The organism is Pseudomonas sp. NPDC089396, from assembly GCF_044749545.1.
GTDB lineage: Bacteria > Pseudomonadota > Gammaproteobacteria > Pseudomonadales > Pseudomonadaceae > Aquipseudomonas.
On sequence record NZ_JBIVIC010000008.1, the window covers coordinates 66,876 to 88,664 of the forward strand.

At 63.1% G+C, this 21,789-nt stretch carries 15 protein-coding genes; 8 read left to right on the plus strand and 7 right to left on the minus strand.

Going from position 1 to position 21,789, the window contains the following annotated elements:
• Positions 1–181 precede the first annotated feature (181 nt).
• Together fadD2 and fadD1 are read left to right on the plus strand one after the other, a co-directional pair.
• Positions 182–1,870, plus strand: coding sequence for a long-chain-fatty-acid--CoA ligase FadD2 (gene fadD2, locus ACIPZB_RS16575; RefSeq protein ID WP_400641637.1), 1,689 nt, complete (start codon positions 182–184; stop codon positions 1,868–1,870).
• A gap of 351 nt (positions 1,871–2,221) precedes the next feature.
• Positions 2,222–3,919 carry a long-chain-fatty-acid--CoA ligase FadD1 gene (fadD1, locus tag ACIPZB_RS16580; RefSeq protein ID WP_008097998.1) on the plus strand — a complete coding sequence of 566 codons (1,698 nt, stop codon included), beginning with the start codon at positions 2,222–2,224 and terminating at the stop codon, positions 3,917–3,919.
• Positions 3,920–4,031: 112 nt separating this feature from the next.
• On the opposite strand, the gene ACIPZB_RS16585 is transcribed toward fadD1, so the two are convergent.
• Complete coding sequence (locus ACIPZB_RS16585; RefSeq protein WP_400641639.1) at positions 4,032–5,339, minus strand: NAD(P)/FAD-dependent oxidoreductase; 1,308 nt, start codon at positions 5,337–5,339, stop codon at positions 4,032–4,034.
• Positions 5,340–5,369: 30 nt separating this feature from the next.
• A complete protein-coding gene (locus ACIPZB_RS16590) occupies positions 5,370–6,734 on the minus strand; it encodes a glutamine synthetase family protein (protein WP_400641641.1) in 1,365 nt (454 codons plus the stop codon).
• Positions 6,735–7,256: 522 nt separating this feature from the next.
• Between ACIPZB_RS16590 and hrpA the strand changes: the two genes are divergently transcribed.
• Together hrpA and ACIPZB_RS16600 are read left to right on the plus strand one after the other, a co-directional pair.
• Entirely contained in the window at positions 7,257–11,162 is a 3,906-nt protein-coding gene (gene hrpA / locus ACIPZB_RS16595; RefSeq protein ID WP_400641643.1) for an ATP-dependent RNA helicase HrpA, read from the plus strand.
• A 184-nt stretch (positions 11,163–11,346) separates the two neighbouring features.
• Complete coding sequence (locus tag ACIPZB_RS16600; protein ID WP_400641645.1) at positions 11,347–12,468, plus strand: beta-ketoacyl-ACP synthase III; 1,122 nt, start codon at positions 11,347–11,349, stop codon at positions 12,466–12,468.
• 199 nt (positions 12,469–12,667) lie between these two features.
• Here the strand turns inward: ACIPZB_RS16600 and ACIPZB_RS16605 are convergent, their stop codons facing one another.
• Positions 12,668–13,912, minus strand: a complete 1,245-nt coding sequence (locus ACIPZB_RS16605; RefSeq protein ID WP_400641647.1) for a putative porin — start codon at positions 13,910–13,912, stop codon at positions 12,668–12,670.
• Between the two features lie 226 nt (positions 13,913–14,138).
• On the opposite strand from ACIPZB_RS16605, the gene ACIPZB_RS16610 reads away from it, so the two are divergent.
• Positions 14,139–15,266, plus strand: a complete 1,128-nt coding sequence (locus tag ACIPZB_RS16610) for a GNAT family N-acetyltransferase (protein WP_400641649.1) — start codon at positions 14,139–14,141, stop codon at positions 15,264–15,266.
• A gap of 113 nt (positions 15,267–15,379) precedes the next feature.
• Here ACIPZB_RS16610 and ACIPZB_RS16615 read toward each other — a convergent pair whose 3' ends face one another.
• From ACIPZB_RS16615 to ACIPZB_RS16630, 4 genes are all read right to left on the minus strand, one after another.
• Positions 15,380–17,212 (minus strand): ABC transporter ATP-binding protein, encoded by a 1,833-nt coding sequence (locus ACIPZB_RS16615; RefSeq protein ID WP_400641651.1) that lies wholly within the window; start codon positions 17,210–17,212, stop codon positions 15,380–15,382.
• Positions 17,213–17,274: 62 nt separating this feature from the next.
• On the minus strand, positions 17,275–17,832 hold the full coding sequence (locus ACIPZB_RS16620; RefSeq protein ID WP_400641653.1) for a peptidylprolyl isomerase: 558 nt from the start codon (positions 17,830–17,832) through the stop codon (positions 17,275–17,277).
• Positions 17,826–18,638 (minus strand): alpha/beta fold hydrolase, encoded by an 813-nt coding sequence (locus tag ACIPZB_RS16625; protein ID WP_400641655.1) that lies wholly within the window; start codon positions 18,636–18,638, stop codon positions 17,826–17,828. Before ACIPZB_RS16625 ends, ACIPZB_RS16620 begins: the two co-directional genes overlap by 7 nt.
• A gap of 13 nt (positions 18,639–18,651) precedes the next feature.
• Entirely contained in the window at positions 18,652–19,575 is a 924-nt protein-coding gene (locus ACIPZB_RS16630) for a LysR family transcriptional regulator (protein ID WP_008098956.1), read from the minus strand.
• A gap of 48 nt (positions 19,576–19,623) precedes the next feature.
• Between ACIPZB_RS16630 and ACIPZB_RS16635 the strand changes: the two genes are divergently transcribed.
• The 3 genes from ACIPZB_RS16635 (at position 19,624) to ACIPZB_RS16645 (ending at position 21,789) form a co-directional block, all read left to right on the plus strand.
• Positions 19,624–19,938 (plus strand): hypothetical protein, encoded by a 315-nt coding sequence (locus ACIPZB_RS16635; protein WP_008098958.1) that lies wholly within the window; start codon positions 19,624–19,626, stop codon positions 19,936–19,938.
• Between the two features lie 109 nt (positions 19,939–20,047).
• Positions 20,048–20,647, plus strand: coding sequence for an FMN-dependent NADH-azoreductase (locus ACIPZB_RS16640; protein WP_008098960.1), 600 nt, complete (start codon positions 20,048–20,050; stop codon positions 20,645–20,647).
• Between the two features lie 266 nt (positions 20,648–20,913).
• Entirely contained in the window at positions 20,914–21,789 is an 876-nt protein-coding gene (locus ACIPZB_RS16645; protein ID WP_008091714.1) for a carboxylate/amino acid/amine transporter, read from the plus strand.

A 21,789-nucleotide genomic window follows, 5' to 3' on the forward strand; every position in this document is an offset into this window, starting at 1 on the left:
CACAGTGTATGCACAACCGCCCGGATTGCAGGAAGGCCACAAATAAGATTCACAATGTTAATGGCGGCACTTGGCGTATATGCCACCTTGGGCTTACCTGCTAACGTCGGTTCAACGCCTTTTTGCCATCAGGCAAACGAGGCAAGGGATCATGCAGGTCAAGGCAGAGGAACAACAATAAATGCAAGCCGACTTCTGGAATGACAAGCGCCCGGCGGGCGTACCTTCCACCATCGACATCCATGCATACACCTCGGTCGTCGAGGTGTTCGAGCGCTCCTGCAAGCGCTTCGCCGACCGCCCGGCGTTCAGCAACCTTGGCGTGACCCTGACCTATGCCGAGCTCGAGCGCCATTCCGCGGCCTTCGCCGCCTGGCTGCAACAGCATACCGACCTGGTACCGGGCGACCGCATCGCGGTGCAGATGCCCAACGTCCTGCAATACCCCATCGCGGTGTTCGGTGCCTTGCGTGCCGGGCTGATCGTGGTCAACACCAATCCGCTGTATACCGAGCGCGAGATGCGCCATCAGTTCAAGGATTCCGGTGCCCGCGCGCTGGTGTACCTGAACATGTTCGGCAAGCGCGTGCAGGAGGTACTGCCGGATACCGGCATCGAGTACTTGATCGAGGCGAAGATGGGCGACCTGTTGCCCACGGCCAAGGGCTGGCTGATCGACACCGTGGTCGACAAGGTGAAGAAAATGGTCCCGGCCTACCACCTGCCACAGGCGGTTTCGTTCAAGCAGGTACTGCGCGAGGGCCGCGGCCTGGTGCACAAGCCGGTACCCTTGACCCTAGACGACATCGCCGTACTGCAATACACCGGCGGCACCACCGGGCTGGCCAAGGGGGCCATGCTCAGCCACGGCAACCTGGTGGCGAACATGCTCCAGGTGCTGGCCTGCTTCTCCCAGCACGGCCCGGACGGGCAGAAGATGATCAAGGAAGGCCAGGAGGTGATGATCGCGCCGCTGCCGCTGTACCACATCTATGCCTTTACCGCGAACTGCATGTGCATGATGGTCACCGGCAACCACAACGTACTGATCACCAACCCGCGCGATATTCCCGGCTTCATCAAGGAACTCGGCAAATGGCGTTTCTCCGGGTTGCTGGGCCTGAACACCTTGTTCGTTGCCTTGATGGATCATCCCGGTTTCCGTCAGCTGGATTTCTCTGCGCTCAAGGTCACCAACTCGGGTGGTACGGCGCTGGTCAAGGCCACTGCCGAGCGCTGGGAGAGCCTCACTGGCTGCCGCATCGTCGAAGGCTATGGCCTGACCGAAACCTCGCCCGTGGCCAGCACCAACCCCTATGGTCAGCTGGCGCGCCTGGGCACCGTGGGCATGCCTGTGGCGGGTACTGCGTTCAAGGTCATCGACGACGAGGGCAACGAGTTGCCGGTGGGTGAGCGGGGCGAGCTGTGCATCCAGGGGCCGCAAGTGATGAAGGGGTATTGGCAGCAACCCGAAGCCACCGCCCAGGCGCTGGACCCTGAAGGCTGGTTCAAGACCGGCGACATCGCGGTGATCGACCCGGACGGCTTCACCCGCATCGTCGACCGCAAGAAGGACATGATCATCGTCTCGGGCTTCAACGTGTACCCCAACGAGATTGAGGATGTGATCATGGGCCACCCGCAAGTGGCCAACTGCGCGGCCATCGGGGTGCCGGACGAGCGTTCCGGGGAGGCGGTGAAGCTGTTCGTGGTGGCGCGCGAGGGCGGCCTCAGCCTGGATGAGCTCAAGGCCTACTGCAAGGCCAACTTCACGGGGTACAAGGTGCCCAAGCACATTGTGCTGCGTGAATCGTTGCCGATGACGCCGGTGGGCAAGATCCTGCGGCGCGAGTTGCGCGACATCGCCTGATTTTGCGGCGGCTCCATCGCCGGCAAGCCGGCTCCCACATGCTGTGCTGTACCTGTGGGAGCCGGCTTGCCGGCGATGCGGTCTCAGCCGCTCTAAAATGCCACTCCTGACCAGAAATCCCAGCCATTTCGCGACATTTTGGATAAATACTCTAAAAATGACTTGTATCGTTCATTGAGTCATTTTTGTGACCGTAAAGGCCAGATTTGGCCTCTAGGCGACCCCAAGCAAAGCTGTTACTCTCGGCGCGCTTTCAGATGATTCGGTTTGCAATGAACCGCCATCACATATCAATAATAAGCGCATCGACGCGTGAATCGAACTTCGCTGTTGCTGAAGGAGTGGGCTTCCATGATCGAACATTTTTGGAAGGATAAATACCCAGCCGGGATTACGGCGGAAATCAATCCTGACGAATTCCCCAATATCCAGGCGGTATTGAAGCAATCCTGCCAACGCTTTGCCGACAAACCGGCCTTTAGCAACCTGGGCAAGACTATCACCTACGGCGAGTTGTACGCGCTGTCGGGCGCCTTTGCCGCCTGGCTGCAGCAGCACACCGACCTCAAGCCGGGTGATCGCATTGCCGTGCAGCTGCCCAATGTCCTGCAGTACCCGGTAGCGGTATTCGGCGCCATGCGCGCCGGGCTCATCGTGGTCAACACCAACCCGCTGTACACCGCACGGGAGATGGAACACCAGTTCAACGACTCCGGTGCCAAAGCCCTGGTGTGTCTGGCCAACATGGCCCACCTGGCCGAGAAGGTGGTGCCCAAGACCCAGGTCAAGCACGTCATCGTCACCGAAGTGGCCGACCTGCTGCCGCCGCTCAAGCGCCTGCTGATCAACAGCGTCATCAAGTACGTGAAGAAGATGGTACCGGCCTACAACCTGCCGCGTGCCGTGCGATTCAACGACGCCCTGGCGCTGGGTAAAGGTCAGCCGGTCAGCGAAGCCAACCCGCAGGCCAACGACGTGGCGGTGCTGCAGTACACCGGTGGTACCACCGGCGTTGCCAAGGGCGCGATGCTGACCCACCGCAACCTCGTGGCCAACATGTTGCAGTGCCGTGCGCTGATGGGTGCGAACCTGCACGAAGGCTGCGAGATCCTGATCACCCCGTTGCCGCTTTACCACATCTACGCCTTTACCTTCCATTGCATGGCAATGATGCTGATCGGCAACCACAACGTGCTGATCAGCAACCCGCGCGACTTGCCCGCGATGGTCAAGGAACTGAGCAAATGGAAGTTCAGCGGCTTCGTCGGCCTCAACACCTTGTTCGTTGCCCTGTGCAACAACGAGGCGTTCCGCGCGCTGGACTTCTCGGCACTGAAAATCACCTTGTCCGGTGGCATGGCCTTGCAGTTGAGCGTGGCCGAACGCTGGAAGACGGTCACCGGTTGCGCCATCTGCGAAGGCTACGGCATGACCGAGACCAGCCCGGTGGCGGCGGTCAACCCGGCCGAGGCCAACCAGGTGGGTACCATTGGTATCCCCGTGCCGTCGACCCTGTGCAAGATCATCGACGACAGCGGCAATGAACTGCCGTTGGGCGAAACGGGAGAGCTGTGCGTAAAAGGCCCGCAGGTGATGAAGGGCTACTGGCAGCGTGAAGATGCCACCGCCGAGATCCTCGACGCCGAAGGTTGGCTGAAGACCGGTGACATCGCCCTGATCCAGCCTGACGGCTACATGCGCATCGTCGACCGCAAGAAGGACATGATCCTGGTCTCGGGCTTCAACGTGTACCCCAACGAGCTGGAAGACGTGCTTGCGGGCTTGCCGGGTGTGCTGCAGTGCGCCGCGATCGGCGTGCCGGACGAGAAGTCGGGTGAGGTGATCAAGGTGTTCATCGTGGTCAAGCCAGGCATGACCGTGACCAAGGAGCAGGTGATGGAGCACATGCGTGCCAACGTCACCGGTTACAAAGTGCCGCGTTTCATCGAGTTCCGTGATGCCTTGCCGACCACCAACGTGGGCAAGATCCTGCGTCGCGAACTGCGTGATGAAGAGTTGAAGAAGCAGGGGCTGAAGAAGATCGCCTGATCGTCTTCGCTGGCCTCATCGCCGGCAAGCCGGCTCCCACAGCTACTGCACAGTTTTCAGGGACTGTGCCGCACCTGTGGGAGCCGGCCTGCCGGCGATAGGGCCTAAAGAATCAGCGCAGTTTTTCCAGCATCTGGTAGTACCACATCCCCGCCGCCAATAGCGGATTCCCCAGCAGATCCCCCATCGGCACCTTGATGTGCTTGCACGCCGCAAAGGTATCGAACTTCTCCAGCGTCCCGGTCAGTGCCTCGGCCATGATTTCGCCCATGATATGGCTGGTGGCGATGCCATGCCCGGAGTAGCCCTGGCAATACCAGACATTGTCCGAGAGCTTGCCCAACTGCGGAATGCGGTTGACCACGATGCCCATCGCGCAGCTCCACTGGAACTCGATCGGCACACCCTTGAGCGCCGGGAAGGTGCGCTCGATGCACGGACGCAGTTCGCCTTCGATATCACGCGAATCCTTGCCCGAATAATTGGCGCCACCGCCGAACAGCAGGCGTTTGTCCGCCGTCAGGCGGTAGTAATCGAGGACGAAGCGGCAGTCGTACACCGCCAGGTCCTGCGGGTTGATCTGCTCGGCCAGTTCACCTAGCGGCGCCGTGGTGACGATGCCGCCCATGGCCGGGAAGATCTTGCCCTTGAGCTGACGTTTTTCCAGCTTGTGGTAGACGTCGCCAGCCAGCATGACCTGGCGTGCCTCGATCCGGCCCTGGGCAGTGACCACCGCTGGGCGCGGGCCGTGGACGATGTCCAGCACCTCGGAATTCTCGAAGATCAGCGCACCCAGGCTGTGGGCGGCGCGAGCCTCGCCGAGGCACAGGTTGAGCGGGTGCAGGTGCAGGTTGCGCAGGTTCTTCAGCGCACCCAGGTACAACGGGCTCTGCAGATGATCGGCGACGGCAGTGCGGTCGAGCAGTTGCACCTGCTCACCCATGCCGCGGCGCTGGGCCTCGGCCTGGAAACCGCGCAACTCGTCCATATGGGCAGGCTTCATTGCCGCGTGCAGGTGGCCACGCTTGAGGTCGCAGTCGATGCCATAGCGCTCGACCCGCTGCTCGATGATCTGATGCCCGCGCCAGCGCAGGTGCCAGATGAAGTCGTCGACATCGCTGCCCAACCGCTGGCGCATCTGCGTGCGCATGGCCTCGTCGCCCGACAGGCTGCCGGTGACCTGCCCGCCGTTACGCCCGCTCGCGCCCCAGCCGATACGGTTGGTTTCCACCACCGCTACCTTGAGGCCGCGCTCGGCCAGCTCGACGGCGGTGGCCACGCCGGTGAAGCCGCCGCCGATGATGGCCACGTCGACCTGCACCATACCCTTGAGTTGTGGGTACTCGGTGTGGTCGTTGAGCGAGGCGCTGTAATAGGACGGCGCGCGCTGGGCCGGGCCGTTGTTCACTGCTGCGTTCATGGGTATTCCTTGTTCTGAATAGGGTAGGGCTCAGGCCTGGTGCAGGTACCAGCGCCAGTCCTGTTCGCTGACTTCGGCCATGAACTGGCGGTATTCGGCACGCTTGACCTTCAGGTACACGCCAAGGAAGGCTTCGCCGAGCGCTTCCCGGGCCCACTCCGAGCGCTCCAGCGCGTCGAGGGCGGTCAGCCAGTCGGTGGGCAGGTGCTCGGTGGCCTGGGCGTAGCCGTTGCCTTCGACGGGGGCGCCCGGGTCGAGCTGCTCGCGGATGCCGCGATGGCTGGCGGCGAGGATCGCTGCCGCTGCCAGGTAAGGGTTGGCATCGGCGCCGCAGATGCGGTGCTCCACATGGCGGCTGTTGGCCGGCCCGCCGGGCACGCGCAGGCTGACGGTGCGGTTGTCGACGCCCCAGGTCGGCGCCAGCGGCGCGTAGCTGTTGGCCTGGAAGCGGCGGAACGAGTTGGCGTTGGGGCAGAACAGCAGCAGCGAGTCGCGCAGGTGGCGCAGCATGCCCGCCACCGCCTGGCGCAGCAGCGGGGTGCCGGCCTTGTCCTCGCTGGCGAACAGGTTGTTGCCGGCGCTGTCGGCCAGGCTCAGGTGCATGTGCATGCCGGTGCCGGCCAGTTGGGCGAAGGGCTTGGCCATGAAACAGGCTTGCATGCCATGGGCATGGGCCACGCCTTTGACCAGGCGCTTGTAGCGCACGGCCTGGTCCATGGCCTCCAGTGCATCGCCATGCTCCAGGGTGATTTCCACCTGGCCCGGGGCGTATTCGGAAATCGCCGTGCGGGCCGGGATGCCTTGGGCCTTGCAGGCTGCGTAGAGGTCGGCGAGGAACGGCTCGATCTGCTCCAGCTCACGCAGGCCATAGACCTGTGTGCTGCGCGGGCGGCCGCCGTCGTTGTCCAGGGCCGGTTGCGGGCGGCCCTGGGCATCGCGCTTCTGGTCGAGCAGGTAGAACTCCAGCTCGCAGGCCATCACCGGGTGGTAGCCATCGGCCTTCAGGGCTTCGACGGTGCGCAGCAGCACATGGCGCGGATCGGCGACGCTGGCCGGCAGGCCTTCGCTGGGGTGCATGCTGACCTGCACGGCGGCGGTCGGCACACGGCGCCAGGGCAGGCGCACCAGGCTCCCGTCCAGGGGGTAGGCGCGGCAGTCGATATCACCGACGTCCCAGACCAGGCCGGAGTTCTCCACGTCATCGCCGTTCAGGGTCAGGCCCAGGATGGTGCTGGGCAGCGGGCGGCCGCTCTGGTACACCGCCAGCAGTTCCTCGCGGTGCAGCAGCTTGCCGCGGGGTACGCCGTTGGCGTCGAGGATGAACAGTTCGAACAGCTCGATGTCCGGGTTGTCGGCGAGAAAACGGCTGGCTTGCTCTACGGGTGCAAAGTGCATGATGGATTCGCTCGTGGGCACACAGGACCGCCGCTTGGCTGCGGTCCGGCTGAGTCAATCGGCCGAGGGGCGGCCGGGTATGTTCAGAGAGGCGAGAGCGAAGTATCCGGTGGGCGGGCGTGGCGGCAGTGCCACAGGGCCCAGAAGGCGAGGATCACATGGACCAGCGGATTTTCGCCGGCGCAGGTCCTGGCCTTCGGTAGCGAAGGGCGGGACTGCGGCGGGGCGATGGTCGGTGCGGGGGTCATGCCTTTGATACTCACATGCGGCTCAAGGTTGATTAAAGCAGTGAATGGCAACCTTCAGATCGGACTTGGCTAAACATTCGCGATGTTGCCACTGGCCCTATCGCCGGCAAGCCGGCTCCCACAAAGAGCAGGCCAGTGCCGGCCCCTGTGGGAGCCGGCTTGCCGGCGATAAGGCCGGTACAGTCAGCAAATAACCGACAAATCTGCGACAATCGCGCACCCATCGAATGCCGATCATGAAAAAGCAGGCCCACCTGCATCACTAAAAAGCCCCATGACTGACCACGCCATCGACAAACTGCTGCAAAACCTCGACCACGCCATGATCGCCGACCGTCATCGTCTGCGTCGGCAGATCCATGAACTGCGCAAGCGCCCCGACGAGGCCAAGCTTGCCCAGTGGGTGGAGAAGGTTCAGGCATCCTGCGCCCAGGTCACTGCGCGCCAGCAAAGCGTGCCGCACATTCGCTACGACGACAGCCTGCCGATTGCCGCCAAGCGCGACGAAATCAAGAAGGCACTGGCAGAAAACCAGGTGTTGGTGATCGCCGGCGAAACCGGCTCGGGCAAGACCACCCAGCTGCCCAAGATCTGCCTGGAGCTGGGCCGTGGCAGCCATGGCCTGATCGCCCACACCCAGCCACGCCGAATCGCCGCGCGCAGCGTGGCAGCGCGGGTGGCCGAAGAACTGGGCACACCGCTCGGCGGGCTGGTCGGTTACCAGGTTCGTTTCGAAGACCAGAGCGACGCCAATACCCTGGTCAAGCTGATGACCGACGGCATCCTGCTGGCCGAGACCCAGCATGACCGCTTCCTCGAACGCTACGACACGATCATCGTCGACGAAGCGCACGAGCGCAGCCTGAACATCGATTTCCTCCTCGGCTATCTCAAGACCCTGCTGCACCGTCGGCCAGACCTGAAGCTGATCATTACCTCGGCGACCATCGACCTGGAGCGCTTCTCCAAGCACTTCGATGGCGCGCCGATCATCGAGGTGTCCGGTCGTACCTACCCGGTCGACACCTGGTATCGCCCGCTGACCAGCGAGCAGGACGAAGAGGGCAACCAGGTCGAGGACGACCTCACCGTCGACCAGGCGATCCTCGCCACCCTCGACGAGATCGCCCATCACGAACGCAGTGTGGGCAAGGGGCCGGGCGATGTGCTGGTGTTCCTGCCGGGCGAGCGTGAAATTCGCGATGCCGCCGAGATCCTGCGCAAGGCGCAACTGCGTCATACCGAAATCCTGCCGCTGTATGCCCGCCTGTCACCGGCCGAGCAGCAGCGCATTTTCCAGACGCACACCGGGCGCCGCGTGGTGCTGTCGACCAACGTCGCGGAAACCTCGCTGACCGTGCCCGGCATCCGCTACGTGATCGACACCGGCACTGCGCGCATCAGCCGCTACAGCTACCGCGCCAAGGTCCAGCGCCTGCCGATCGAGGCCGTGTCCCAGGCCAGCGCCAACCAGCGTAAAGGCCGCTGCGGCCGGGTCGAACCGGGCATCTGCATCCGCCTGTACAGCGAAGAGGATTTCAACGGCCGGCCGGCGTTCACCGACCCTGAGATCCTGCGCACCAACCTGGCGGCGGTGATCCTGCAGATGCTGCACCTGCGCCTGGGTGACATCGACGCATTCCCGTTCATCGAGCCGCCGGATGGCAAGGCCATCAGCGATGGTTTCAACCTGCTGCAGGAGCTGTCGGCGGTCAACCGCGAGAACCAGTTGACCCCACTCGGCCGTCAGTTGGCGCGCCTGCCGATCGACCCGCGTCTGGGTCGCATGCTGCTCGAAGGCGCCCGCCAGGGCAGCCTGCAGGAAGTGCTGATCGTCGCCAGTGCGCTGTCGGTGCAAGACCCGCGCGAGCGCCCGCCGGAGCGCCAGCAGGCGGCTGATCAGGCGCACGCACAGTGGAAGGATGTCGACTCCGACTTCGCCGCATTGGTCAACCTGTGGCGTGGTTTCGAGGAACAACGCCAGGAACTGACGGCCAGCCCACTGCGTAACTGGTGCCGCAAGAACTTCCTCAACTACCTGCGCCTGCGCGAATGGCGCGATGCCCATCGCCAGCTGGCGCTGATCTGCCGTGAGCTGCAGCTGGCGGTGAACAAGGAGCCGTCCGACTACCAGAAGATGCACAAGGCCATCCTCAGCGGCCTGCTCAGCCAGATCGGCCAAAAGACCGAAGAAGGCGACTATCAAGGCGCGCGCCAGCGACGCTTCTGGGTGCACCCGTCGTCTGGCATCGGCCGCAAGCGGCCGCAGTGGCTGATGGCCGCCGAACTGGTCGAGACTACCAAGCTGTATGCGCGCATGGTGGCCAAGATCGAGCCTGACTGGATCGAGCCACTGGCCGGCCACCTGGTGAAGAAGAACCACTTCGAGCCGCACTGGGAGAAAAAGCGCGGGCAGGTCGTGGCCTACGAGCAGATCACCTTGTACGGCCTGATTCTGGTCGGCCGTCGCCCCGTGCATTACGGCCCGATCGACCCGGTCACTTCGCGTGAGTTGTTCATCCGCGAGGGCCTGGTCGGTGGCGAGATCCAGTCGCGCGCCAAGTGCCTGGCGGCCAACAAGCGCCTGCTCGAAGCGCTCGACGAGCTGGAGGCCAAGGCCCGCCGACGCGACATCCTGGCCGATGAAGAAACCCTGTACGGCTTCTACGAAGCGCGCTTGCCGGCCGAGATCCATCAGACCGCGACCTTCGACAGCTGGTACCGCATGGGCAGCCAGAAGGACGCCAACCTGCTGATCATGCGCGAGGAAGACGTGTTGGCCCGTGAGGCCAGTGAAGTCACCGCCGCGCAATACCCCGACAGCCTGCAGGTGGGCGAACTGCGCCTGCCCCTGACGTATCACTTCGAACCCGGTCACCCACGTGACGGCGTCACCGTGCGGGTGCCGGCGCCGTTGTTGCCGAGCCTGCCGGGCGAGCGCCTAGAGTGGTTGGTGCCGGGCCTCCTGGAGGCCAAGTGCGTGGCCCTGGTGCGCAGCTTGCCCAAGGCCCTGCGCAAGAATTTCGTGCCGGTGCCGGATTTCGTCAAGGCCGCCCTGGCGCGCATGACCTTCGGCCAAGGCGCGCTGCCCCAGGCGCTGGGCCAGGAACTGCTGCGCATGACCGGTGCCCGCGTCTCCGACGAGGCCTGGGAAGAGTCCATCAGCCTGGTCGAAGGCCATTTGCGGATGAACATCGAAGTGGTCGACGGCGAGGGCAAGTTCCTCGGCGAGGGCCGCGACCTGGCCGAGCTGACCGCGCGCTTTGCCGCCGCCAGCCAGGCAGCGTTGGCGGTGCCGCGCAACGACAAGACCGAACAGCCGGTGCAGGCCAAGGCCTTCAGCGAGGTGAAGCAGACCGCCCAGCAGAAGATCGCCGGGTTGTCGATGACGGTGTATCCGGCGCTGGTGGAAGAGAACGGCAGCGTACGGGAAGGTCGATTCTCGACCCAGGCCGAAGCCGAGTTCCAGCACCGCCGCGCCTTGCAGCGCCTGTTGCTGCAGCAGTTGGCGGAACCTGCCAAGTTCCTGCGGGGCAAGCTGCCGGGGCTGACCGAATTGGGCTTGCTGTACCGTGAACTTGGGCGCGTCGAGGCGCTGGTGGAAGACATCCTGCTGGCCAGTCTGGACACCTGCATCCTCGACGGTGAAGCGAGCCTGCCACGCGATGGCGCGGCCTTGGCCGGGCTGGCCGAGCGCAAGCGCGGCAGCTGGGCCGAGCATGCCGAGCGTCTGGCGCGGCAGACCTTGGAGGTGCTCAAGCTGTGGCATGGCCTGCAGAAGCGCTTCAAGGGCAAGATCGACCTGAGCCAGGCCGTGGCCCTTAACGATATCAAGCAGCAGTTGGCCAATCTGGTCTATCCGGGCTTCGTGCGCGAGACGCCGAATGCCTGGTTCAAGGAGTTGCCACGTTACCTGAAGGCGGTGGAACTGCGCCTGGAAAAACTCGGCAGCCAGGTGCAGAAGGACCGGGTGTGGAGCGGTGAGTTGAGCAACCTTTGGGCCCAGTACAAGGCGCGTGCCGACAAGCATGCCCAGGAGGGCAAGCGCGACGAGCAGCTGACCCTGTACCGCTGGTTGCTGGAGGAGTATCGGGTGTCGCTGTTCGCCCAACAGTTGGGCACAAAAATGCCAATTTCCGACAAGCGCCTCAGCAAACAGTGGTCTCAGGTGGAAGCCTAAACACTCGAAGTTGTGGCAATATTGATGCAATTTGCGGCTGCTTCGCAGGCAAGCGCGTTCCTTTGCAGGAGCGGGGTTGCCTGCGATAGAGGGCAACGCCCTCGCCCCGGAATTGGTACTGAAGTGCCACTGTCCATTTTCCAGCCAACGCCCAGGGCGATGGCCTTTGACCAGAGGAACCACCGTGCATAACGTCGTGATCAGCGGCACCGGCCTGTATACCCCGGCCCAAAGCATTTCCAACGAAGAACTGGTGGAGTCCTTCAACGCCTGGTCGCAGCAGTTCAACCGCGACAACGCTGCGGCCATCGAGCGCGGCGAGCTTGAAGCCGCGCCGCTGTCCGATGTTGCCTTCATCGAGAAGGCATCGGGCATCAAGAGCCGCTTCGTCATGGACAAGGCCGGTATCCTCGACCCGCAACGCATGAAGCCCCGCCTGCCGGAGCGCTCCAATGACCAGCAGTCGATCCTGTGCGAGATGGGCGTGGCCGCAGCCCGCCAGGCGCTGGAGCGGGCCGGTCGGACCGCCGCCGATGTCGACGGGGTGATCGTCGCCTGTTCCAACCTGCAGCGCCCGTACCCGGCCATCGCCATCGAGGTGCAACAGGCACTGGGCATCGAGGGTTTTGCCTTCGACATGAACGTGGCCTGCTCGTCGGCCACCTTCGGCATCCAGACCGCCGCCAACAGCGTGCAGTTGGGCCAGGCCCGCGCGTTGCTGGTGGTCAGCCCGGAAATCTGCACCGGGCACCTGAACTTCCGCGACCGCGACAGCCACTTCATCTTCGGTGACGCGGCCACTGCGGTGCTGGTCGAACGGGCTGACAAGGCTACCTCGGCGCACCAGTTCGACATCGTCAGCACCAAGTTGCTGACGGCGTTTTCCAACAACATCCGCAACAACTTCGGTTTCCTCAACCGCACGGCGGAAGAGGGTATTGGCGCGCGCGACAAACTGTTCGTGCAGGAAGGCCGCAAGGTCTTCAAGGAAGTCTGCCCGATGGTCGCCGAACTGATCGGCAAGCACCTGGGCGAGAACGACCTGCAACCGTCCGACGTCAAGCGCTTCTGGTTGCACCAGGCCAACCTGAGCATGAACCACCTGATCGTGAAGAAGCTGCTGGGGCGTGAAGTGGCCGAGGAAGACGCACCGGTGATTCTCGACCGTTATGCCAATACCAGTTCGGCGGGGTCGGTGATTGCCTTCCACTTGTACCAGGATGATCTGGCCAAGGGGGCGCTGGGCGTATTGAGCTCGTTTGGCGCGGGGTATTCGATTGGTAGTGTGATTCTGCGCAAGCGCTGATTTTCTGGCTGTCTGTTCCGGCCCCATCGCCGGCAAGCCGGCTCCCACAGGTACGCCACCCTACTCAAGAGCGGTGGTGTCCCTGTGGGAGCCGGCTTGCCGGCGATAGGGCCGACGCATTTCTGCCCGACAAAAAAAGGCAGGAAACGCCGGATGGGGTCGGTATTTCCCGCCTTGAGTGAAACAGAGGCGTTGTCGCTTAGAACTTGGCTTCCAGATCGACCTGCAGCGTATCTACGTCAGCATCGCTGTTCGGCAAGTTGGAGTAATCGGTCTTGGCCATCAGGTAGGTCGCGCCAAGGGCGAAGTTCTTGTCGATCTCGTAGCCAACCTTGAACTTGTGGCCGCGCGAACCTGTGAAGCCGTTACCGAAGTCGGAATCGGTGAAAAGGCTGACCACAGCGTTACGCTGCACGTCGCGGTAGTTGTAGTCCAGGCTCCAGGCGCCCAGCTTGCTCTTCAGGCCCGCCAGCCAGCCGATGTCCTTGCCATCGGTACTCTGGGTGTTCTTGACGTACTGGCCATAGGCCGACAACGGAATGGCGAAGCCGGTGAAGTCCACCTGGCCGAAGCCTTCCACCAGGTTGAACTGGTCGGTGGTGTTGCCCAGCGAGCGCAGGGCGGCCGAGGCTTCGTCGTTGTCGTAGGCATAAAGGCTGCCGCCGACGGTCATCTTGACGGTATCGGCGACATTGAACTTGGTGCCCAACTGGCCGTGGTACAGCTGAGCGTCATGCTTGTACTGCACACCGTCGCCGTCGACGTTGTCCTTCAGGTTGTAGTGGCCGGCGCTGCCGAACACTTCGGCCGGGCCAATGTTGGTCTTGTAGGTAGCGGCCACACCCTCGGGGTTGATGTCGCTGTCCCAGATGATGTCGCCCATGCTCACCCACGGCTGGTTCATCTTGCCGCCGATCAGGTGCAGGTTCGGTAGGGCAGTGGGGTGCCAGTCGAGGTAGGCCAGGTCGAGCCACAGCGTCTTCTTCTCGAAGTAGTTGTCCAGGCTCTGGTTGGTCGAGCGGGCATCGGCGCTGCTGCCGGTGGCCACGCGCACACCGGCGTCGACCTGAGGGTTGATTTCGCTGTAGAAGCCAACGCGGGCACGGACGCGTTCACGGTCCTGGTTGCCGCTGCGCGAGTTCGGGTTGTCGACGTTGACGTCTTCGTAGCGCAGGCGCACATCACCCTTGATCTGGGTCTTGGCGGCCCATGCCACTTTCTGTTCGAAGGCGCTCATGCGTTCGGACTGAGCTTTCTGGTCGGCCTTTTCCTTGGTTTCTTTTGCCAGGTCGCCTTGCAGTTCGTTGTACTGCGCCTGGTTGATCGAGCCATTGGCGCGGAGCATTTCGAGCAGCTTGGCGTCGACAGCAGCACTGGCCGGAGTACTAAGAGCCAGCATCATGCCGGTGAGGCTCGCTCCGGTAAGTGTAGAAACAAGACGCATAAGGTTCTCCCTACTGAAAAATATTGGGGAGGCCGAGCGCCGCCCCCAGGTTGGCATGTCTTCGGAAAGGGCCTGAATAGACAGGTTCTGGGGTTCCGGAAAACAGGCGCAAGTATTGCGAGGGCGAATGACAGAATAATGTCTAATTAGTGGCACTGCGGTTAAGTAATTGAGTATTAAAGGGTCCTTCCGCAATACTGAGGGCGTTCAGCCAAGAGTCGACACCGTGACCAGCCTCTACAGCCTTGCCCATCTGCGCGACCTGCCCACGGCGACCTGGGACGCCTTGGTGCCCGACGGCCAACCCTTCCTGCGCCATGCCTTTCTCAGTGCGATGGAAGACAGCGGCAGTGTGGCCCCCGCTGGCGGCTGGGCCGCCGAACACCTGGTACTGGAGCGTGACGGGCAGGTTCGGGCGTTGCTGCCGGCCTATCGCAAGTGGCACTCGTATGGCGAGTATGTGTTCGACCACGGTTGGGCCGATGCTTGCGAGCGTGCCGGCATCGCCTACTACCCCAAACTGCTGGGAGCAGTGCCCTTCAGCCCGGTCAGCGGCCCACGCTTGCTGGCCACGGACCCTGCCGATGGCCTGCTGCTGCTGCAGGCTTTGCCGGAGTACCTGAGCAAGGGCGGACTTTCCAGTGCCCACATCAACTTCACCGACGCCAGCCTCGATGGTCAGATGGCCGGCTTGCCAGGCTGGATGGAGCGCCTGGGTTGCCAGTTCCACTGGCGCAACCGCGGCTACCGCGACTTCCAGGATTTTCTCGACAGCCTGAGCTCACGCAAGCGCAAACAGATGCGCAAGGAGCGTGAGCAGGTGGCCGGGCACGGCATCGACTTTCGCTGGTACCGTGGTGATGAACTGGATGAGGCCCAATGGGATTTCATCTATCTGTGCTATGCCAACACCTATGCCGTGCGCAGGCGTTCGCCATACCTGACCCGTGAGTTCTTCAGCCTGCTGGCCGAGCGCATGCCTGAAGCGATACGGGTGGTGATGGCCAGGCAGGGCGGGCGCGATGTGGCCATGGCCTTCAGTCTGGTGGGTGGAGACAGTTTGTTCGGACGTTATTGGGGCTGCCTGGACGAGTTCGACCGGCTGCACTTCGAAACCTGTTTCTACCAGGGTATGGACTTTGCGATTGCCGAAGGGCTGCAGCGCTTCGATGCTGGGGCGCAGGGGGAGCACAAGCTGATTCGCGGGTTCGAGCCGGTGCTGACGCGGTCGTGGCATTACTTGCTGCACCCGGGGCTGCGGCGGGCGGTGGAGGACTTTCTGCGCCAGGAGCGGGAAGGGGTGAGGGGGTATGCCGAGGAGGCGTGGGGGATGTTGCCTTATCGCCGGGATTGAAGCGTCTGGGGCCCTATCGCCGGCAAGCCGGCTCCCACAGGTACCCCACTGAATTCAAGAAATGTGGATTCCCTGTGGGAGCCGGCTTGCCGGCGATAGGGCCCTCACAGGCGTTAGTCGACCCCGACGAACCCCCCGGTCTGGTGATGCCACAACCGGGCATACAACCCCTGCTGCTCCAGCAATTCGCTGTGGCTGCCACTCTCGACAATATGCCCCTTGTCCAGCACCACCAGCCGGTCCATCCGGGCAATGGTCGACAGTCGGTGGGCGATGGCAATCACCGTCTTGCCCTGCATCAGGGTTTCCAGGCTTTCCTGGATGGCCGCTTCCACTTCCGAGTCCAGGGCCGAAGTGGCCTCGTCCATGACCAGGATCGGCGCATTCTTCAGCAGCACCCGGGCAATGGCGATCCGCTGGCGCTGACCACCTGACAACTTGACCCCGCGCTCGCCGACATGGGCATCGAAGCCTGTGCGCCCCTGGGCATCGGAGAGCTGCGGGATGAACTCGTCGGCCCGTGCACGGCGCACGGCTTCATGCAGCGCCGCCTCGCTGGCGTCAGGCCGGCCATACAGCAGGTTGTCGCGGATCGAGCGGTGCAGCAGCGAGGTGTCCTGGGTGATCATGCCGATCTGCGCGCGCAGGCTGGCCTGGCTGACCTCGGCGATGTTCTGCCCGTCGATCAGGATGCGCCCGCCCTGTACGTCATAGAGCCTTAGCAGCAGGTTGACAAGGGTCGACTTGCCGGCACCAGAGGGGCCGATCAGACCGATCTTTTCGCCCGGGCGGATGTTCAGGTTCAGCCCTTCGATGACGTTGCCGCCCTTGCCGTAATGGAAGTCCACATCATCGAAGTGCACCGCGCCGCGACTGACTTTCAACGGCGGGGCCTGGGGTTTGTCGGTGACAGTGACCGGCTGGGCAATGGTCTGCAGGCCGTCCTGGACCATGCCGATGTTCTCGAAGATGCCGTTGACCACCCACATGATCCAGCCGGACATGTTGACGATACGAATCACCAGGCCGGTGGCCAGGGCAATGGCGCCGACGGTAATCAGCGATTGGCTCCACAGCCACAGGGCAAGGCCGGTGGTGACAACCACCAGCAGGCCATTGAGGGTGGTGATGACCACATCCATGCTGGTGACCACGCGCGAGGCCAGCTGGGTTTTTTCGGTCTGCTCGCGGATCGCTTCACGGGCGTATTGCTGCTCGTAGTCGGTGTGGGCGAACAGCTTGAGGGTGGCGATGTTGGTGTAGCCGTCGACGATGCGGCCCATCAGCTTGGAGCGTGCATCGGAGGAGATCACCGAGCGCTCCTTGACCCTGGGCACGAAGTAGAACAGCGAAGCGACATAGGCGGCGATCCACGCCAGCAAGGGCAGCATCAGGCGCCAGTCCGCCTCGGCGAACAGCACCAGCGAAGTGATGGCGTAGATCAGCACATGCCACAAGGCATCGACCGCCTGCACCGCCGAGTCGCGCAGCGAGTTGCCGGTCTGCATGATGCGCTGGGCGATGCGCCCGGCGAAGTCGCTCTGGAAGAAGTTCAGGCTCTGCTTGAGCACATAGGTGTGATTCTGCCAGCGGATCAGGCTGGTCATGCCGGGGTTGATGGTCTGGTGCACCAAGAGGTCATGCAGGCCGAAGAAGATCGGCCGCAGCAGCAGGATCACCACCAGCATCCAGATCAGCTCAGCGCTGTGCTCGCTGAAGAAGTTGGCGTTGGGGGTACCCTGGGCCAGATCGATGATGCGGCTCAGGTAACTGAACATCGCCACTTCGATCAAGGAGGCGCCCAGGCCGACCACCAGCAGGGCGAGAAAGCTCGGCCACACCTGGCGCAGGTAGTACAGGTAGAAAGGCCACACCTGGGTAGGTGGCGATTCGCTCGGGGCGTCGCGAAAGATATCGATCAATTGCTCGAAGCGGCGGTACAGCATGGGTGACGAGACTCCTGTGCTACCCGACCTCAGGCGGTTTCACGTCCTTGTGAAACCTGCGTTCAGTCGATGCGTTTGGCAGACTTGATGAACACCGGATCGGCCGGTACATCACGCATGCCTTTCTTGACGGTGGTCGGCGAGTTGACGATCTGGTCGACCACCTCCATGCCCTTGGTGACCTTGCCGAACACCGCGTAGCCACGGTCACGGCCCGGGTTGAGGAAGTCGTTGTCGGCCACGTTGATGAAGAACTGGCTGGTGGCCGAATTCGGGTCGGAGGTGCGCGCCATCGACAGCGTGCCGCGGGTGTTCTGCAGGCCGTTGCTGGCTTCGTTGCGGATCGGGTCGTTGGTGGGTTTCTGCACCATCTGCTCGGTGAAGCCGCCGCCCTGGACCATGAAGCCCGGGATCACACGGTGGAAAATGGTGTTGTTGTAGAAACCGCTGTCGACGTATTCGAGGAAGTTCTTGGTACTGATCGGCGCCTTCTCGGCATTGAGCTCGATTTCGACCTGGCCGAAGCTGGTGTCCAGCAGTACGTGCGGGGTCTTGTCGGAAGCCATGACGCTGGTGGCGAAGGCGACCGAGCAGGCGGTGAGCAGGAGTTTTTTCAGCATGGGCTCAAAGATCCTTGAGAGGTGGAAGCGGCTGCGAGGAATTGCAGCACGGTCTGGTTGAAGACCTCGGGTTGATCGAGGGGCGTAGCGTGCCGGGAATCGTCGATGACCGCTAGCGTTGCCTGGGGCATCAGGGCGACATAGCGCTGTTTCAGATTGACCGGCGTGTAGTCATGGTCGGCGGCGATCACCAGCGTGGGACAGTGGATCTGTCCGATGCGTTCCAGCACGCCCCAATCGACGATGGCGTCGAAGCTCTTGAGGTAGGCGCGCTTGTCGTTGCGCGCCCAGCGCTGGGCCATCTTGTGCCGCAGATCGGTTTGTTCGGGCTTGGGAAACAGGCGCGCGGACAGGCCCTTGCCGATCGTTTCCATGCTCAGGATGCGCGCCAGGCCCCAGCGCTTGGCCCACCAGACCCAGTCGTTGCGGGTGCGGCGCTTGACCTCGGGGGCGCTGTTGACGATGCACAGGCTGCGCAGCCATTGCGGATGGTCGACGGCGAACTGGAAACCGACCATGCCGCCCATGGACAGGCCCACCAGGTGCACCGGGCCAGTCTGCAGGTGTTCGAGCAGGGCCAGCAGGTCGGCGCTGAAGGTGGCGATCTGGTAGCCGTCGCGGGGTTTGTCGGAGCGGCCGTGGCCACGCGTATCCATCAGGATCACCCGGTAGTGGCGGCTCAGCTCGGGCACCTGCAGTTCCCAGTCCTGGCTGCTGGAGCCCAGGCCATGCAGCAGCACCAAGGGTTCGCCCTGGCCGTATTCCTGATAATGCAGCGAGCATCCTTCATGTTCGAAATAGGCCAAGGTCGAGGTCCTCTCAGGCTTGTGGGGGGGCTGCGAAGGGCACGTCCAGCGGCGCGGTGTCGAAATTGCGCAGCAGGTCGATGAGAATCTGCGTGGCTGGGCCCAGGGTCTTTTCCTTGCTCGAATAAAGGTAGAACAGTGGGTGGCGGCTGCCACCCTGATCCAGCGGCAATGGTTTGAGCACGCCTTCGGCCAACTCGCGTTCGATCATGTGCCGTGGCAACCAGGCAAAGCCCAGGCCGCTGCTGACGAAGGTGGTGGCGGTGCCCAGGCTGCCCACGGTCCAGCGCTGCTCGGCACCGAGCCAGCCGACATCGCGCGGCTGTGCGCGGCCGGAGTCGCGGATCACCACCTGCAGTTGGCTCTCCAGGTCCTGGAAGGTCAGTTCGCGGCCCAGGCGGTGCAGGCTGTGTTCAGGGTGGGCGACGGCGACGAATTCCACCGCGCTCAGTTCGGCGCCCAGGTAGCCACCGATGCTGTAGCTGCTGATGGCCAGGTCGGCAATGCCTTCGTGCATCACTTCCTCGACGCCGGACAGCACTTCCTCACGCAAGCGCACCCGGCAGCCGCGGCTCTGCGGCATGAACGCGGCCAGGGCGCGTACCAGGCGGGCACTGGGGTAGGCGGCATCGACCACCACGCGCACCTCGGCTTCCCAGCCTTGCTCCATGTGGTGGGCCAGGTCTTCGAGCTGACTGGCCTGCTTGACCAGGTGCCGTGAGCGGCGCAGCAGCACGTTGCCGGCGTCGGTGAGCACGGCCTTGCGCCCGTCGATGCGCAGCAGGGGAACGCCCAGTTGCTCCTGCATGCGCGCCACCGTATAGCTGACCGACGACTGCGACCGGTGCAGCGCATCGGCAGCCTGGGCAAACCCACCGTGATCGACCACTGCCTGCAGGGTTCGCCACTGATCCAGGGTTACGCGCGGCGCTTTCATCTTTGGCTCCTGTTGTCCTAAGCTGCGCTCTTTCAAGGAGAGCGCCCCATGAAGAAATGTTGTGCGGCAATACTGATGTGCCTACCCCTTGGGGCCATGGCTTACCCCATCGACGTGGAGAAGGAACTGACCGGGGTCAAGCTGGACTACACCGCCTACGATACCGCCTACGATATCGGTGCCATTACCCTGAACAACTATGGGAAAGTGCCGGCGGCCTGCAAGGTGATGTTCCGTAATGGCCCGGAGGCGCCACGGGTGCGGCGGGTCAATGTACCGGCCGGCAAGAGCGTAGACGTGACGGCCAAGTTCAACCGGCAGATCATCAAGCTGCGCATCGCGCTGAACTGCAAAGCCGAATAAAACGGATTACTCGATATGTTTAACCCGCTTTTTACGCTTTTTTATCGATAGGTCAAGCCTTAATCTCACCTCCATCGAATCGCAACCCTTTTTGCCGATGGAGGCAGCCATGTCCCGTGTACTGATCATCGAAAGCAGCGCCCGCCAGCAGGATTCCGTATCCCGTCAACTGACCCGCGACTTCATCCAGCAGTGGCAGGCGGCGCACCCGGCCGACGAGATCAATGTGCGCGACCTGGCCGTGACGCCTGTGCCGCACCTGGATGCCAACTTGCTGGGCGGCTGGATGAAGCCTGAAGAGCAGCGCAGCGCTGCCGAGCTGGATGCCTTGGCCCGTTCAAACGAGCTGACCGATGAACTGCTGGCCGCCGATGTGCTGGTGATGGCCGCACCGATGTACAACTTCACCATCCCCAGCACGCTCAAGGCCTGGCTCGACCACGTCTTGCGCGCCGGCATCACCTTCAAGTACACGCCGACCGGTCCGCAAGGCCTGCTCACTGGCAAGCGCGCGATCGTTCTGACGGCCCGTGGCGGCATTCACGCCGGTGCCACCAGCGACCACCAGGAACCCTACCTGCGCCAGGTGATGGCGTTCATCGGCATCCATGATGTGAACTTCATTCATGCCGAAGGCCTGAACATGAGCGGTGACTTCCACGAGAAAGGCATCAACCAGGCCAAGGCCAAGCTGGCCGCGGTGGCCTGAGCTTCAACGAATTCCCAACCCTGACACCTTGTTTGCTCCTTTGGGTGTACCTGCCCGGCCTGCATGGCCGGGCTTTTTTATGCCTGTTCCGGCCCTATCGCCGGCAAGCCGACTCCCACAGGTACAGCGCAAGCCTTGAATGCTGTGGTGTCTCTGTGGGAGCCGGCTTGCCGGCGATAGGGCCAGAACAGCCCCCACATTCCTCATGGTTGAACACAGCCCCCGCAACCCGCTAAGGTCGCCGCCTTGATCCACGAGAGGCAACCATGGGCTACCTGATTATCGTCGCGCTGATCCAGGCGTTTTCCTTCAGCCTGATCGGCGAGTACCTCGCCGGGCACGTCGACAGCTATTTCGCCGTCCTCGCCCGCGTGCTGCTGGCCGGCCTGGTGTTCCTGCCGCTGACCCGCTGGCGCCAGGTCGAGCCGCGCTTCATGCGTTCGATGCTGTTGATCGGTGCGTTGCAGTACGGCATCACCTATGTCTGCCTGTACCTGAGCTTCCGCGTGTTGACGGTGCCGGAAGTGCTGTTGTTCACCATCCTCACGCCGTTGCATGTGACGTTGATCGAGGATGCCCTCAACCGGCGCTTCAACCCCTGGGCGCTGCTCGCCGCCCTGGTCGCGGTGGCAGGCGCCGCCGTGATCCGCTTCGATAGCATCAGCGGCGATTTCTTCATCGGCTTCCTGCTGCTGCAACTGGCCAACTTCACCTATGCCGCTGGCCAGGTGCTGTACCGCCACCTGGTCGCCCGCCACCCCAGCGACCTGCCGCACTACAAACGCTTCGGCTACTTCTACCTGGGTGCGTTGATCGTCGTGCTGCCGGCCTTCTTGCTGTTCGGCAACACCCAGCACCTGCCGAGCACCGACGTGCAGTGGCTGGTGCTGTTGTTCCTCGGCCTGTGCCCGACGGCGCTGGGTTTGTACTGGTGGAACAAGGGCGCCTGCCTGGTTTCCGGTGGCACGCTGGCGGTGATGAACAACCTGCATGTGCCGGTGGGCTTGCTGCTCAACCTGCTGATCTGGAATCAGCACGAGCCATTGGGGCGGCTGTTCATCGGTGGCGCGATCATTCTGGCGTCGGTCTGGCTGAGCCGCCTGGGCAACCGTGCCGAGGCGCCACTGACGCGCAAGGCCTGA